This window comes from Mycobacterium sp. PTI7 (assembly GCF_056679845.1).
On the sequence record NZ_CM155252.1, the window covers coordinates 4279019 to 4294293 of the forward strand.

Annotated in this window: 12 protein-coding genes; all 12 read left to right on the forward strand. The window is 71.3% G+C overall.

Features of this window, described 5'->3' with window-relative positions; genetic code table 11:
- Nucleotides 1-83 precede the first annotated feature (83 nt).
- The 12 genes from AC1MEY_RS20615 to AC1MEY_RS20670 all read left to right on the forward strand — a co-directional run bounded on the left by AC1MEY_RS20615 (nt 84) and on the right by AC1MEY_RS20670 (nt 15223).
- Nucleotides 84-1913, forward strand: a complete 1830-nt coding sequence (locus AC1MEY_RS20615; protein ID WP_480227255.1) for an alpha/beta hydrolase — start codon at nt 84-86, stop codon at nt 1911-1913.
- Nucleotides 1914-1966: 53 nt separating this feature from the next.
- On the forward strand, nt 1967-2662 hold the full coding sequence (locus AC1MEY_RS20620) for a GAF domain-containing protein (protein WP_480227256.1): 696 nt from the start codon (nt 1967-1969) through the stop codon (nt 2660-2662).
- Between the two features lie 147 nt (nt 2663-2809).
- Nucleotides 2810-4309, forward strand: coding sequence for a sugar transferase (locus AC1MEY_RS20625; protein ID WP_480227257.1), 1500 nt, complete (start codon nt 2810-2812; stop codon nt 4307-4309).
- 22 nt (nt 4310-4331) lie between these two features.
- Complete coding sequence (locus AC1MEY_RS20630; protein WP_480227258.1) at nt 4332-5696, forward strand: O-antigen ligase family protein; 1365 nt, start codon at nt 4332-4334, stop codon at nt 5694-5696.
- On the forward strand, nt 5606-6676 hold the full coding sequence (locus tag AC1MEY_RS20635) for a glycosyltransferase family 4 protein (protein ID WP_480227259.1): 1071 nt from the start codon (nt 5606-5608) through the stop codon (nt 6674-6676). The genes AC1MEY_RS20630 and AC1MEY_RS20635 overlap by 91 nt, the downstream gene beginning before the upstream one ends.
- Entirely contained in the window at nt 6673-8175 is a 1503-nt protein-coding gene (locus AC1MEY_RS20640; RefSeq protein WP_480227260.1) for a flippase, read from the forward strand. Before AC1MEY_RS20635 ends, AC1MEY_RS20640 begins: the two co-directional genes overlap by 4 nt.
- Nucleotides 8172-9248: a glycosyltransferase family 4 protein gene (locus AC1MEY_RS20645; RefSeq protein WP_480227261.1), complete on the forward strand. Its 1077-nt coding sequence runs from the start codon at nt 8172-8174 to the stop codon at nt 9246-9248. The genes AC1MEY_RS20640 and AC1MEY_RS20645 overlap by 4 nt, the downstream gene beginning before the upstream one ends.
- Complete coding sequence (locus AC1MEY_RS20650) at nt 9232-10332, forward strand: glycoside hydrolase 5 family protein (protein ID WP_480227262.1); 1101 nt, start codon at nt 9232-9234, stop codon at nt 10330-10332. Before AC1MEY_RS20645 ends, AC1MEY_RS20650 begins: the two co-directional genes overlap by 17 nt.
- Nucleotides 10333-10459: 127 nt before the next feature.
- The gene (locus AC1MEY_RS20655) at nt 10460-11695 is read left to right on the forward strand and encodes a hypothetical protein (protein ID WP_480227263.1); all 1236 of its coding nucleotides are present in this window, start codon (nt 10460-10462) and stop codon (nt 11693-11695) included.
- Nucleotides 11685-12794 (forward strand): glycosyltransferase, encoded by a 1110-nt coding sequence (locus AC1MEY_RS20660; RefSeq protein WP_480227264.1) that lies wholly within the window; start codon nt 11685-11687, stop codon nt 12792-12794. Before AC1MEY_RS20655 ends, AC1MEY_RS20660 begins: the two co-directional genes overlap by 11 nt.
- Nucleotides 12781-14043 (forward strand): hypothetical protein, encoded by a 1263-nt coding sequence (locus AC1MEY_RS20665; protein ID WP_480227265.1) that lies wholly within the window; start codon nt 12781-12783, stop codon nt 14041-14043. The genes AC1MEY_RS20660 and AC1MEY_RS20665 overlap by 14 nt, the downstream gene beginning before the upstream one ends.
- 1 nt (nt 14044) lies before the next feature.
- Nucleotides 14045-15223, forward strand: a complete 1179-nt coding sequence (locus AC1MEY_RS20670; protein ID WP_480227266.1) for an alpha/beta hydrolase — start codon at nt 14045-14047, stop codon at nt 15221-15223.
- Nucleotides 15224-15275: the final 52 nt, after the last annotated feature.

The window sequence follows — 15275 nt, forward strand, 5'->3', positions numbered from 1 at the left end:
GCCGCACGGACGGCTGACGGTCCTGTCAGTATCGCCCTCGAGGCGTCGCGTCACCGGCGCCGACCGTCGAGACAGGGGCGCGCATGGAGCAGGTGTCGGCGTGGGTCGGGGTAGGCCTCGTCACTGCAGGGGTGTCCGCGGCGCTGCTGGCGGGTGCGGGCATCGCCGGGGCCGATACGGAGTCCGGTTCGGACGCGGGCGCCTCGTCGTCGCAGTCCCCATCCCGGTCCGAGTCGACGGGTTCGCCCGGTTCGGCGGGCTCTGCGGCGCCGACCGGTTCGGCGGGTTCGGCGGGTTCGGGGACCACGTCCAAGCCCGGGGCCGAGGACGACGACCGGGCACCCGGCGACACGGACACCTCGCCGGACGACGCGGATGACACGGCTGCCGAGTCCGGGGCCGGCAGCGGCACGGCCACCGAGTCCGAACCGCTCGACCCCGATACCGCGCCCGAGCCGGTGGAACCACCGGCCGACGTGGAGGTCGGGCCGGCCGAGACCGAGCCGCCCCGGACGGCCTCCCCCACGCCGGTGCCCGCCCGGCACGACGACCAGAACGGTGTCACCACCGCAACGCCAGCGAAGAAAGCCGTGGACGTCGTGCCGGTCGTCGAGCGGGACGAACCCGTCGCGATCGTTCCCGAAACGACCGTCGAGACCGCGGTTCGGCCGGTCCCGCACGACACGACCGCCGACTCCGCCGACTCCATCGCCGCACCCGCCCCCGTCACGACCCGCCTCGCGCGCGCTGCGGCCGCGGCCGTCGCTCCCCCGGCACCGCCGTCGCTCTTGGACGTCGTCGGATCCGTCATCGCAGCCGTCGTGGTCAACGTCGGTTCGCTGGTCATCAACACGCTGCAGGCGCTCGAGGCGCTGGTTCAGGGACCGCCGGTGCTTCCTGCCGGCAGCACGGTGACCGTCCGCAGCTCGACGCTCGAGTTGGGCACCGGGCAACGCGTCGCCGCCAACTGGTACTACCCCGAGGGCGACGAGGTGCCCACCCGGATGATCCTGCTGCAGCACGGATTGCTGGCGCTCGGGCCGATGTACAGCTACACCGCCGCGAATCTAGCCGCCCAGACCAACAGCATCGTGGTGACCCCCTCGCTGCCCTCGAACCTGTTCGCCGGCGACGCGTACTGGCTCGGCGGCACCGGGATGGCGTCCGCGGTCGCCGACCTGTTCATCGGGGATCGCGCCGCACTCACCCGCAGCGCGCTCGACGCGGGCTTCGCCGACCGCTACGGCGTGGATCCTCGATCTGCCTCGTTGCCAACGAAATTCGCCATGGCGGGCCACTCGCTGGGCGGCAATCTGGTCGCGGCCGCCGCGGGGTTCCTGGCCGCGAACGGCGGCGCGGCCAACCTCGTCGGCGTCATCACCCTCGACGGCGTGCCCACCGGATCCACGATGGCGGACGCACTCGGCAGGCTGGACGCCTACGAATCCCGCGGCGGGCAGTACGTCCCGATCCGCGAGATCGGCGCTCCATGGAACGTCTACAACTCCCTGAGCAACGTGAAGGAGGCGCTCGACGCGGCCCGGCCGGACCGGTTCAACGGCGTCGTCCTCGCAGGCGGTGTCCACATGGACTCGATGCAGGGCGGCAACCCCCTGATCCAGTTCGCCGCCTACGTCGCCGCCGGATTCCCGCAGCCCCAGAACCCGCCCGCAGTGCAGCAGCTGGCGGTCACCTGGCTCCAACAGTGGTTCGACGGCGACACCGCCGTGGGCGACGATCTCGAGCCCGGCAGCACCATCCAGATCCCGACGTCGGCCGGCGTCGCGCTCGGCACGGTCGTCGGCACCCCGCGGCCCCGGACGGGCCTCGCCGACGTGCGCGCCGGCGCCACCGGCAGCGGTCCGTCGGCGCTTCCGGACGTCGGCGCAGCCTTGGCTAGGCTAACTGCCTGACTTTGCCGTGCGAACAGCGCGACCCAACCGCCTCACCACCGTATGTTTGGTACATGGCGGACATCCCCAGCTTCGACGAGCAACTTGACCGCGCGTTGCGGGCGCAGGCGAGCAGGGCCGGCGAGACCATCGACGTCTACGTCCAGAAGGCCGTCGCAGCCCGGCTGCGCAAGGACCTCGAGGCCAACGCGGAACCCGAGATGCAGGTCTTGCTGGACCTGCTGCAGCGCATCAGTGACAACGCCTCCATCGCGGAGGTGACGGGCAAGCACCCGATCCTGGACGACCCCGCCCGACTGAAGGCGCTGCGCGACACGGGGCTGCTGGACTCGGACGCCGATCCGTCCTATGACCGCATCGTGTCCATGGCGGTGCAGGCGCTCGGCGTCTCGTCGGCGGCGATCTCGCTGGTGGACGACCATCGGCAGTTCTTCAAGAGCGTCATCGGGCTGCCCGACGGGGTCCGCGAGACGCCGCTGGACCGGTCGGTCTGCCGGTACGCCGTGGCCAAGGGCGAACCGTTGGTGGTGGAGGACGCCCGCATCCATCCCCTGCTGCACGACCACCCCGCCGTCCTGGACGGCACCCTCGTCTCGTACGCCGGCATCCCGCTGTTCGCGCCGGGCGGGCAGGCCATCGGGACCGTGTGCGTGTGGGACGGCAGGCCTCGGCAGTGGAGCACCGGACACATGCAGGTTCTCGACGACCTCGTCCAACTCGTCAGCGAACGCGTCTTCGCGGCCAAATGACCCTCTCATCGCGGATTAGTCCGCAAACTCAGCCGTTCAGTTCACTCCTTACACGGAACGTCACGAAATCGACCTGGCAAAGTGCTGTCTGTATCACTCCAATCGCGTAACTTGGCAAACATGTACGGCGGTAGGACGTAGGACGACATGGCTGCACCAGTGATGTCCTTTCAGACGCAGGCCCGGGCTACCAAGACCGCGGTCGGCAACAGCCCCGCCCGCCCGAGCCTGCCCAACCTGCTGCGGCGCAATCCACTGCACACGGTGGTGACCCTGGTCCTTGACGTGACCGCCGCGTCGGCCGCCGTCGGCGCCGCCCAGCTGATGGGCCGCGGGACCGAGGCGCAGGCGCTGGTGGGCTGGCTGCCGTGGCTCTTCGTGCCGATCGTCGTCGCGATGCTCGCGTCCCGGTCGATGTACCGTCGCGCGCTGCGCCGCAACTTCCTCGACGAGATCGGCCCGGTGCAGACCGCGGTCGCCCTGGCCGCACTGTTCCTCTTGACGCTCATGCTCGTCGTCGGGACGGAGGGCAGGCCCGGCGAGGTGATCGCGCGGATCTGGGTCTGCTCGGCGATCCTGCTGCCCCTGGTGCGGCTCGCCCGCGCGGTGGTGCAGCGCATCCTGCGCCAGCGGTTCAACTCCGCGGCACCGACGCTCGTCCTCGGTGACGGCCCGATCTCGAATCAGATCATCTCGCGCATGCAACAGATGCCGGAGTACGGCATGGTTCCGGTCGGCACGCTGAGCGCCGCACCGCCGATCGCCCGCCTGCACGACGACACACCGGACTTCATGGACGTGCCGCACCTCGGCCGTCCCTCCGACATCGCCGCCGTCGTCGACGCCACGGCCGCCGAGGAACTCATCGTGGGTTTCTGCGAGAACGTGCCGTTCGACGACGTCGTCACCGCGGTGCGCATCGCCCAGCGCCGCGGGATGCGGGTGTGGGTGGTGCCGCGGCTGCACGACGCGGTCGGCGAACGCGCTCGCGTCGAGCACCTCGGTGGACTGCCGCTGCTGGTGCTGCCCCACGTGAACCCGCTGGGCTGGCAGTTCTGGGTAAAGGGCTTCTTCGATCGCGTACTCACCGCCCTCGGGCTGGTCGTGATCTCACCGATCTTCCTGGGTCTGGCACTTCTGGTGCGGCTCAGCTCGCCCGGGCCGATCTTCTTCAAGCAGAAGCGCGTCGGCCGGGACGGAAAGCCGTTCGACTGCTACAAGTTCCGGTCCATGCGGCCGCCCCGCGAGTCGGACGCGCAGTTCGAACTGAAGACCGGTGCCGCACCGGGCGGGGTCGAGGGCGTCGACCGCCGCACCCGCATCGGCAAGATCATGCGTCAGACGTCGCTCGACGAGCTGCCGCAACTGCTCAACGTCATCAAGGGCGACATGAGCCTGGTCGGCCCACGACCTGAGCGGCCCGAGTTCGTCGAACTCTTCGAAGCACAGATCCGGCGTTACGGCGAGCGGCACCGCGTGAAGGCGGGTGTCACGGGATGGGCTCAGGTACACGGCCTCCGGGGTCAGACCTCCATCGCCGACCGCGCCGAGTGGGACAACTACTACATCGAGAACTGGTCCATCTGGCTCGACGTCAAGATCCTGTTCCTCACCGTGCGGGCAGTGCTCAAGCGCGCCGAGGACTGAGACCCCTGCTCATCGAGACACCGTGACGCTAGCGCTGATCCCCCTGGCGGTGGCGGCCGTCCTGGTGGCGGCGGCCACCGTCAACCTCATCTACCGACGCCCGCAGCGCGGCCTGCTGCTGCTCGCCGCGCTGACCCCCCTGCACGGCCTGCTGGCGATCCTCCCCCTGCCCGGCGTCGCCACGGCATGGAAGGAGGGTCTGCTGATCCTCACCGCGATCTGCGCCTGGATGCGCCGGTCGCGGGGGCCCGGCTGGAACCGGCCCGCACCGCTGCACGCACCCTGGTGGCCGGCGGCCGCGCTGTGGCTGGCATTTGGAAGCCTGTCCGCCGTCATCTCGTTCGGCCTGCTCGGATTCGTGGCCATCAAGGTGACCTTCTTCTTCGTCGCCGTGGTCGCCGTCATGTGGTTCGCCCCGTTCGACGCCCGCGACCGGGACACCTTCGTCAGCATCCTGATGGGGATGGCCGTGCTCGCCTCCTTCGTCGGGATCGCCCAATTGATCGTCGGCCCCGGCACATTGGTGTCGCTGGGCTACGAGTACGGCCGCGAGGTGCGCACCTCCGGCGGACTGCTCCGCACGTTCAGCACGTTCGTCCAGCCGTTCCCGTTCGGGCTGTACGTGATGCTGGCGCTGCTCGTCGGGGGCGCCGTCGCGCTGGCCGAACCACGACGACGCCGCAACATGGTGTTCCTCTACCTGTCGCCCATCATGGTGGTCGCCATGGCCAGTTCGATCGTCCGCGCGGCCATCCTCGGGCTGGTGCTGGGCATGCTGTGGCTCGCGGTGCTGCGCTTCCGCAGCCTCTTCCTCCCGCTCGCCATCGGCGCGATCGCCGTCGCCATCATCGTTCCGTTCGTCCCCAGCATCTCGCGGGTGTTCTTCTCGTCGAGCAGTCTCGGCGAGCGCGGCGCCGGCTGGAGCGACATCATCGACAGCATCCTGGTGCACCCCGTGGGACTCGGACTGGGATCCAGCGGGGCCGCCGCCGACCGGATGTCGACGGCGCAGGGAGTGACGATCTCCGGCGTCTCGACGAACTATCAGCCGGACAACTACTACGTGAAGATGCTCCTGGAACTCGGGCCCATCGGACTGTGGCTGCTCCTGGGCATCATCATCACGGCGCTGCTGTGGACCACCCGACTGGCCTGGACGCTCACCGGCCGGGATGCGGCGCTGGCGCTGGGCGTCAGCGCGTCGCTGATCGCAGCCATGGTCGCCATGGTGGTGGCCACCTACCTCGAGATATTTCCGATCGACGTCTACTTCTGGCTGCTTCTGGGGGTGGTGGGATGCGCAGCAGCACAACACGATACGTCTACGGGGCCCTTGCCCTCCGACCAGGAGGCAGTGGCGTCCAGACCTACATCCGCGAGTTCCTGAAGGCGCTGCCGGCGTTCCTGCCCGACGCCGAGCTGTCCGCCGTGGTGCAGCAGGACGCGGTCGGCGACCTGCCCGCCGGGGTGCGTGCGCTGAGCCGACCGGTGTCGTCGGGTGCGGTGCGCGCGGTCCTCGGCGCCCTGCCGACGTGGTCGTGCGACGTGTTCCACGCACTCGACGTCGATCTGCCCCTCGCGACGAGTGCCGTCACCGTCGCCACCGTGCACGACCTGTCGGTGTTCGACATGCCCTCGGCCTCCAGCAGGTTCCGCGCCGCGGGTGAGCAGCGGCTGGTCCGGCACGCGTTGCGCAAGGCCGACCTGCTGATCGCGGTGTCCGAGTTCACCGCCGAGCGCATCGCCGCGATCAGCGGCCGGGAGGCCACGGTGGTCGAGCTGGCACCCGCCTCGTGGGCGCGACCGCCCGCCGACGACGCCGTCGACGCGGTCCGGGCCAAATACGGACTGCCCGAGCGCTTCGTCCTGCAGGTCGGGACGGTGGAACCCCGCAAGGACGTCGCACTCGTCGCCGACGCCGCACGCGAACTCGACGTGCCGTGCGTCCTGGCGGGCGCGGGCTCGACCGGACCCGCCGCGCCCGCGTCGGCCGTCGGGCTCGGCTACGTCGACGTCGAGGACCTGCCCGGCCTGTACCGCGCGGCCACCGTCACCGCCTACGCCTCGAAGTACGAGGGCTTCGGACTGCCCCCGGTCGAGGCGATGGCGTGCGGTGCCGCCGTGGTCGCGAGCGCCGTGGGCGCGCTGCCACAGGTCGTGGGCGACGGCGCCGTGCTGGTGGACTCGCCTCGGGTCGACGACTGGGTGGCTGCGCTGCGCCCCCTGCTGCACGACCGGGAGGCGCGGGACGCGCTGCGCGCCAACGCCGTCACGGCCGCCGCGACGATGACGTGGCACCGGACCGCCGAGCGCACCGTGGCGGCCTACCGGGACGCGGGTGCGCTGCGCACCGGGAGCGAGCCGTGACCGACGACCCGGCGATGGAGGGTGCCGAACCCGTCACCGACTACCGCGAGGTGGCCGCCGACCCGAACGCCGCGGCGCGCGCCACCCTGGTGATCCTGGTGAGCCGGGTGATCGTCGCCGCCCTCGGCTGGGTGGGCAGCGTGATCGTCGCGCGGTCCCTCTCCTCGGAGGAGTGGGGTCAGTTCAGCTTCGTCTTCGCCCTGCTCGGCGTGATGTCGATCGTCACCGACCTCGGCGTGGGACGCGTCGTGCTGGCGCACCTGATGGGCGCGGACCGTGACGAGATCGCCCGCACCGCATCCTCCTTCGTCGCCCTGCGCACCGTGCTCGGTCTGGTCGGGTACGTCGTCGCCATGGCCTACGTGGTGCTGCTGGGCTATCCCTCGGAGGTGGTCCTCGCCACCGCCGCCGCCGGCCTCGTCGTGGTGCTGGCCACCCCCAGTCACGCGCTGACGGTCCTGTTCCAGAGCCGGCACCGGATGCTGCTCGTCGCGGTGGCCGAGAGCCTCGGCCAGACACTGCAGTTGGCGCTCACGGTCGTCGCCGCGGTCTTCGCCCCGGTCCTGCTGATCTTCGTGCTGCCCGTGGTCGCCAACGAGCTGTTCAAGCTGGTCGTCAAGGCGTTCGGCGTGACCCGGCCGGCGGTGGGCATCGCCCCGTCGCGCCACGTCGATGCCCGGCGCTGGAAGCCCATGCTGGTCGAGGCGATCCCGCTGGCGATCGGATTCGCCCTCACGGTGGCGATGATGAAGGTCGACATCCTCATGCTCAGCCTCATGGACACCTACGACGCGGTCGGCCTCTACTCGATCGGATACAAGTTCTCCGACATCATCGACACCTTCGCGCTCGCCGCGGCCGCACCGATCAGCACCCTCCTGGTGGCGGCGTGGCCGGATCAGCTCGACGTGTTCCGCGACCGGACCCGCACCGCGGCAATGCTGTTCGGCCTGGGTGGTGCGGTGTGCGTGGTGGCGTTCTGGCCGTCGGCCGAACCGCTGATCCGGCTGCTCTACGGTGACCGCTTCGCGCCGTCCGCCGACGCCGCACGGCTGCTGGTCGTGGGCGCCGCACTCATGTCGCTCATCGTGCTCGGCATCTTCCTGCTCACCGCCGCGGGCCTGCAGCGCAGGTACCCCTGGGTGGCGGTCGGCGGCCTCGTCCTCAACGTCGGGCTCAACCTGGTCCTGATCCCGCGGATGTCCTACGACGGGGCGGCCATCTCCACGGTGGTCACCTGGACGGTCTGCGTGATCCTGCTCTGGGTGGTGATCGCCCGCACCGTCCCGGTGCGTGGCCTGCTGCCCCTGCGCCAGCTGGCGGTGCTCCTGATCCTCGCCGTCGCGCTGTCGGCCGCCGGCGCCTACGCGGTCGACCGCGTGCCCGGCGCGTGGCCGCTGGTGTCGCTCGCGGCCGTGACGATCCTGGTGGGCCTGGCGTACGTGCTGCGCCTGCTGGTCGGCCTTCCCGTGCCGGCGGGCCGGGGGCGCACGCCGTGACGCCGATCCTCTTCGTCGCGCACACCGGCAACGTCTCCGGAGCCGAGAAGGTGCTGCTCGACCTGGTGCGCGACGGCCGGCGCCAGGGCCGCGAGGTGGCGGTCGCGTGCCCGGCGGGACCGTTGCGCGACGCCCTGCCCGACGGCGTCTCCCACGTCGAACTGCCGCAGCTCGGGCTGACCGGCGAGTCCGGGGTGGCGCGCCTCCTCGGCGCCGGCCGCCTGCTCGGGCGGTGGGTGCGTGCGGGCCGAATCCTCAAGCGGGCGATGCGGACCCCGGGGACCGCAACCGTCGTCAACTCGATGTACGCACTCCCGTCGGTGCGGCTCGCCGGCGGGCGGAACTGCGCGTCATGGCTCGTCCACGACACCGTCGCCAACGGGAAGCAGCGTGCCGTCACCGCGATCGGCAGGCCCGCGGTCCGCACCGCCGTCGCGGTCTCGGAGGCGACGGCCGAACCCCTGCGCGCGATGGGCTTCCCGGTCGTCGTCGCGCACAACGGCGTCCGGTGGCCGGTGCCCGCGCTCGGCGGCGACCTGCACTCGCCGCCGGTCGTCGGCATGCTGGCCCTGCTGACGCCGTGGAAGGGTCACGGCGTGCTGCTCGACGCGATCGCCCGACTGCCCGACGTCCACCTCGAGTTGGCGGGCGGCAGCTTCCCCGGCGACGCCGCCCACGTCGAGGAGCTGACGGCACGGGCCGCCCGGCCCGACCTCGCCGGCCGGGTGCGATTCCTCGGCTACGTCGACCCCGTGACCGCGATGTCCGGCTGGGACGTCGTGGTGTCCGCAAGCGTCCTCCCCGAGGCCGGCCCGCTCAACGTCCTGGAGGCGATGTCGCACGGACTACCGGTCGTGGGCAGCGACCACGGAGGCACCAGCGAGTTCCTGACCGATGGTGCCGGACTGCTCTACCCGCCCGGTGACGCCGCGGCACTGGCCGAGGCGATCCGCCGCGTGCTGTCCGACGCGGCGTTGCGTCGCTCGATCGGCGAGCGGGCCCGCGCCTACGTCGCCGCCCACCACGACGTCAACGTGACTATCCCGGAGATGCTTCGTGTCCTGGCCGGCTGAGCGGACGGTGCACCGGCGCGGACTGCAGGCCGCCTGCCTGGTCGCGGCGGTCATCCTCGGGGTCGCCGGCGTCTCCGTCGTCGAGGCGCGGGCCGCCGCCGACTGCCGCGCCACGTCGGCGAAGGGCAAGACCGGCGCCTCACAGGGTTCCGACGTTCTCACCATGTCCGACGCCGACCTCGGCACGCTGCTCGACCGGGTGACCGAGGCCGGGATGTGGTCGGTCCGCGTGGACGTCGACTGGACGCGCGTCGAACCCACCGAGGGACAACGGGATTGGTCGAGCATCGACCGCGTGATGAGCGCCGTCACCGCGCGCGGGCTGTGCCCGCTGGGGCTGATCACCTATGCGCCCGACTGGGCCGCCGAGCACCCCGCCGCCTCGGGCGGGTACTTCGCGCCGAAGGACCCCGAGCGCTTCGCCGCGTTCGCCGCGGACGCCGCCCGCCGGTACCGCGCCCAGGTCTCGGAGTGGGAGGTGTGGAACGAGCCCAACACGGTCAACTACTTCCAGCCCCGACCCGATCCCGGTCGGTACGGCCTGCTGCTCGCCGCCACCTACCGCGCGATCAAGGGCGTCGACCCGGAGTCGACGGTCCTGTCCGGTGGCCTCGCCCCTGCCGAGGACAACGGCAGCGACATCGCCCCGCTCACATTTTTGCGCGGCATGTACGCCAACGGCTCCAACCGCTTCTTCGACGCCTTCGCGATCCACCCGTACACCTACCCCGCGCTGCCCAACGACCCCACCACGTCCGCGTGGAACACGGCTCAGCGGATGTGGGACATGCGCGACGTCATGGTCGACGGCGGCGACGCGGCCAAGTCGATCTGGATCACCGAGTGCGGCGCGCCCACCGGCACCGGCCCCCGCGCCGTCAGCGACGCCTTCCAGGCCGAGACCCTGCGGATGATCCTCGCGACCGCCGAGAACACCCCGTGGATCGGTCCCGCGTTCGTGTACAGCCTGCGCGACAGCGGATCCGACGCGACCGAGATCGAGCAGAACTTCGGCATCCTCCGCCGCGACTTCACCCCGAAACCCGCCTACGCCGACGTCCAGAGATTCGGAGAGACCCGCTGATGACAGTCCGACGGCCGATCCCTCCGGACGGCCATGACCGGCGAGCCTGCTCGCTATCATCGACGTTCCACGTCCAGGAGATCCCCGGATCGCGACGCGCACCCGGGCAACCGAAGGAGTCCGGTTGGTGACTGTGGAAGACCCGGTGCACCGGGGTGAGGTGCCGCCGCCGGTCGATCTGGCGGGGCACCTGAGGGAATTCGGGCGCGCGCTGCTGCCCGCGCTCGTGGTGGCGCTCGTCGTCGGCGGGGTGGTGTTCGGACTGCGGGCGCTGCTCGCACCGAAGGAGTATTCGGCCACGCTGCTCACCGAGATCACGTCGTCCAAGGAACTCGTGCCCGGCGACGCGTTCGTCGAGCAGATGCGCGCGCCGTTCATGGGGCTCGCGCAGGACACCAACGTGCTCAACCAGGTGCTGGGCGAGGTCGACACCGACGACTGGGACGTGCAGACGCTGAGCGAACACGTCGAGCTGTCGAAGGGGCCGGCCCCGCAGATCCTCGTCTTCACGGTCACGGCCGACTCGCCGGAGACTGCCGAGCAGCTCGCCCGGTCGCTGGTCATCACGGTGGCGCAGGCCTCGTTCGCGAACCACACCAAGGACATCGGCCGGCAGGTCGACCAGATCCAGGCCGCGATCACCGCCGAACAGGCACGCAGCTCGCTACTGGCGCCGGACGACCCCACCAAGGTCGAGTCGGACCGTCAACTCGCGGAACTGCAAACGCAATTGGCGGCGCTGCAGGACTCGGGCGGCGACCAGTTGACCATCCTGGCGTCGCCCGAGCAGGACACCGAGCCCGTGTCGCCGCAGCCGCTGTCGGAGGCGCTCGTCGCGGGGCTCGTCACGCTCATCGTCGTCGCCGAGTGCATCGTGCTGTGGCGCGGTCGCGTCGGCTCGTCCCCGAACCGCACCTGGGCGCGTCGCGTCGCACGCCGGTACGGCGCGCACTTCGACCCGGCTGCGGTGCCCGCCGGTGAACTCGACCCGTTGACGTCGGCCAAGCTCGTGCAGGTGATGCGCGATGCCCGGCCCGCCCTGCTGCTGATCGGCGACGGTGCGGTCGCACCGCCGTCGCTGACCGCCGCCCGGGACAACGAGCGCGGCCGGTTCCGCACCGTGTTCGATCTGCCGCTCGCCACCCCCTGGTGGCAGCGGGTCAACGTCGCCACCGCAGGCACCGCCGTCGTGATCGTCTCGGTCACCGGATCCGATCGCGCGGCGGCCGAGCGCACCCTCGCCCAGCTCGCCGACCTCGGTGTGCCGCGAAACCTGGTGCTGCAGAGCGCCACCCGTGGCGATCGGCTCCACGCCAAACAGCACGTCGGCGTCAACGCCACGGAGGACGACCATGGCCGGTGAGCGGATCGCGATCGTCCACGAACGGTTCACCGAGGTGGCCGGCTCCGAGCACGTGGTCGAACAGCTGGCACTGCAGTGGCCGGGCTCCGACGTGTACGGCTCGATCGTCCGCGCCGAGGGCGTGTCCCCCGGGCTGACCCGACCACCTCGTGCGACGTGGCTCAACCCGCTGTACCACCGTGTGCTGCGGCAGAAGTCCTACGCGCCGCTGATGCCGTTGATGCCGGGCGCCTTCCGCCGGCTGCCGATCGGGGACGTGCAGGCCGTCATCGCCAGCCACCACGCCTTCGCGACGCAGTCGGTGTTCGCCACCGACGCACCGGTGATCGGCTACGTGCACAGCCCAGCGCGCTGGGCGTGGGACGCGTCGCTGCGCGCGGGCGAGGGCGGTGGCGCCGTCGGCGCGGCCGTGCTGACCGCGCTGTCGGCGATCGCGCGTCGCGGCGAGACCGCGGCGGCACCCCGGCTGCACACCGTCGTGGCCAACTCGTCGGCCGTGGCGCAACGGATCTCGGAGTGGTGGAACCGCGAGGCCGTCGTCGTCCATCCCCCGGTCGACACCGACGGCTTCACACCCGACCCGTCCGTCGAACGCGAGGACTTCTTCCTGCTCGCCGGCCGCCTGGTGCCGTACAAGCGTCCCGACCTGGCGATCGAGGCCGCGCGTCGCGCGGGCGTTCCGCTGGTCGTCGCCGGGGACGGCCGCGCGATGAAGGCGTGCCGCGAGATCGCCGGGCCGAAGACCACCTTTCTCGGCCGCGTCCCCCACGACGAACTGCTCGATCTGCACCGGAGGGCGCGCGCCCTGCTGATGCCGGGCATCGAGGACTTCGGCATCGTGCCCGTGGAGTCCATGGCGACGGGCACGCCGGTGATCGCGCTCGCCGAGGGTGGCGCCGTCGACACGGTCGTGCCCGGTGTCACCGGGCTGCACGTCGCCGTCGGCAGCGACACACAGGTCGCCGACCGGTTCGCCGAGGCCATGACGGGTTTCGACCCCGGCCGGTTCGACGGCGGTCGCATCCGCGAGTGGGCAGAGGGGTTCTCCCGCGACACCTTCCGGCGCCGCATGCAGGAGGTGGTCGATGCCACCCGGTGACGCACCGCAGCGCTACCGGTCCTCGGTGCTCGACCGAGCGCTGACGCCGAGCCGCACCGTCGCCGTGGTCGGACCCGTGGCAGGACTCGACGAGTCCCGCGCCACCGGCGTCCTCGCCTCGGCCGCCGCGCTGCCCCGCCCGCACCTCGCGCTCGAACCGCGAGCCGACGAGCGGATGTGGTGCTACCGCGACGACGTCGCCCGGCACGTCGTTCGGAACGACGCCCTGCGCGCCGACGATCTCGGCGCGCTGCTCACCACGGTGCGCCGGGGCACCGACGCCCGACGGCCGCTCAACGTCCTGCTGTCCGACGGCCACGTCGCCGTCGACTACTCCCACGGCGTGGGCGACGGTCAGTTCGGCCTCACCCTCCTGGCCGCGCTGGCCGGTGACGTCGACCCCGAGCGGTCCGGGATCATCGCCCGCAGCCTGCCGCAGCACGCGCTGCGCTCGGCAGCGCTGCGCCACTTCCGCGGGCGGCCCGCCGCACTGGGCGAGATCCGGAAGTTGCGCAGCATCAACAAGATCGGCGCGGACGTCGACCGTCCCACCCGCACCGTCGAGGACTGGCAGGACCACAACCGCACCGTCACGGCCTACATGCCGCCCGACGTGGTGACCGAACTGCGGACCTGGTCGCGCGCGAACGCGTCCGGCGCCACCTCCGCGTCGACCACGGTCGCGCTCTGGCTGGCCGCACTGCGCACGCGGGGTGCCCGGCTCGACGAGCGCGTGATGATCCTGATGAACTGCCGGCGGTACCTCGACCCCGGTCACGCACTGTCGCAGGGCAACTTCGCGGTCGCCATGCCGATCCTGCTGCCGCCCGGCGGCGGTCCCGCCGACATCGCATCGCTGGTCCGACGGGTCTCCGACTCGGGCTGGCCCATCGCGGTCCTGCTGCTGGCCGAGGCCAAGGCACTGCTGCGCCGCGGGGGTACAGCGCCGGTCGCGACGACCGGTGTCGCGGATGCCTCGGGTCGGATCCGGTTGTCGGTCAGCGACCTTGGGCGCCTGCCGATGTTCGACCACGTCGAGTGGGCACCCGACGGTCGGCCCCCACGGTTGGCGGCCTACCTCGAGCCCGACGGTCCCGACGCGGTGACGCTGCTGGTGTCGGAACTCGCAGGTGGCCGCACCTTCACCGCGACGTTCTGCGAGGCGGCCGTCGACGCCGACCTGGTGACCGGCGCGTTGGAGCAGATGTGCAGCGATCCCGTCGGATTGCTCGCAGCAGACCGGGGCTGACGTGACCCGCGCGAGGGTGGCCGCGGCACTGACCGTGCTGGCCCTGGCGCTCGGCGCGTGCTCGGCACCCGCGGACGAGCGATCCGACGGACGCGCCGCCGCCGACGACGCGAACGGGACGCTGCTGGCCGACCCGACCGACCTGCCCGTGTTCCCGTCGCTGCAACGGCTTTCGTCGCAGGCGGTGAAGATCCGCTACAAGTCGACGTCGGGCATCGACGGATCGGCGACCACCGTGTCGGGGATCGTCCTCGTGCCCACCGGTGATCCCCCCGACGGCGGATGGCGCATCGCCTCACTGGGCCACCCCACCACCGGGCTGGCCAGCAGTTGCGCGCCGTCGGGCTACCCGGGCCTGATGGGCAATGCGGGTGTGATCGGCGCGTTCCTGACCTACGGCTACCTCGTCGTGATGACCGACTACCAGGGGCTCGGCACGCCGGGACCGCATCCGTACCTGGAGCCGAAGACCGCCGCCCACAACGTGATCGACGCGGTGCGCGCCGCACGCAACGTCGTGCCCGAGGCCTCGACGTCCTGGGTGGGCTACGGGGTGTCGCAGGGCGGTCAGGCCGTGTGGGCCGCCAACGAGTTGATGCCCGACTACGGCGCCGGACTCGACCTCGCCGGCTCCATCAGCATCGTCCCGCCGACCGATCTGCGGCCGCTCGTCGACGCGATGGTCGACGGAACGCTCACCGTCGAACAGCGGGTGCTGATGCCGACGATCCTGTCCGGCCTGAAGGTGGCGCATCCGGACCTGCGCATCGAGGACTACCTGCACGGCGTCATGCTGAGGCGCCTCGACGCCTTCCTCACCTGTGAGAACGAGAACTCCGACGAGCGGGGCCGGATCGCCCAGAATGCACCGGCCGCGGACTTCCAGCCGTCGTCCCCCGAGGCCGCCGATCGGCTCCGCGCGATCCTCGGCGAGTCGGTGCTCCCGAGCAGACGGGCGTCGGCACCGATGCTGGTGGCCTACGGCGACGAAGACCGCGTGGTGCTGCCCAGGTGGACGGCCGAGGCGGTGACCCTGGCGTGCGGTCTCGGGGACGTCGTCGAGACCGTCGTGGCATCCGGCCAGGGACACGGCCAACTCAACCTCGGATCGATCCCGGCGGACTGGACCAGGGCGCGGTTCGCCGGCCTGCCCCCCACCGACACCTGTGCACCTGCCTAGCCAAGTAAGGCATACCTTCATCCACGCTCTATCGTGACGGGAGACATTCGCC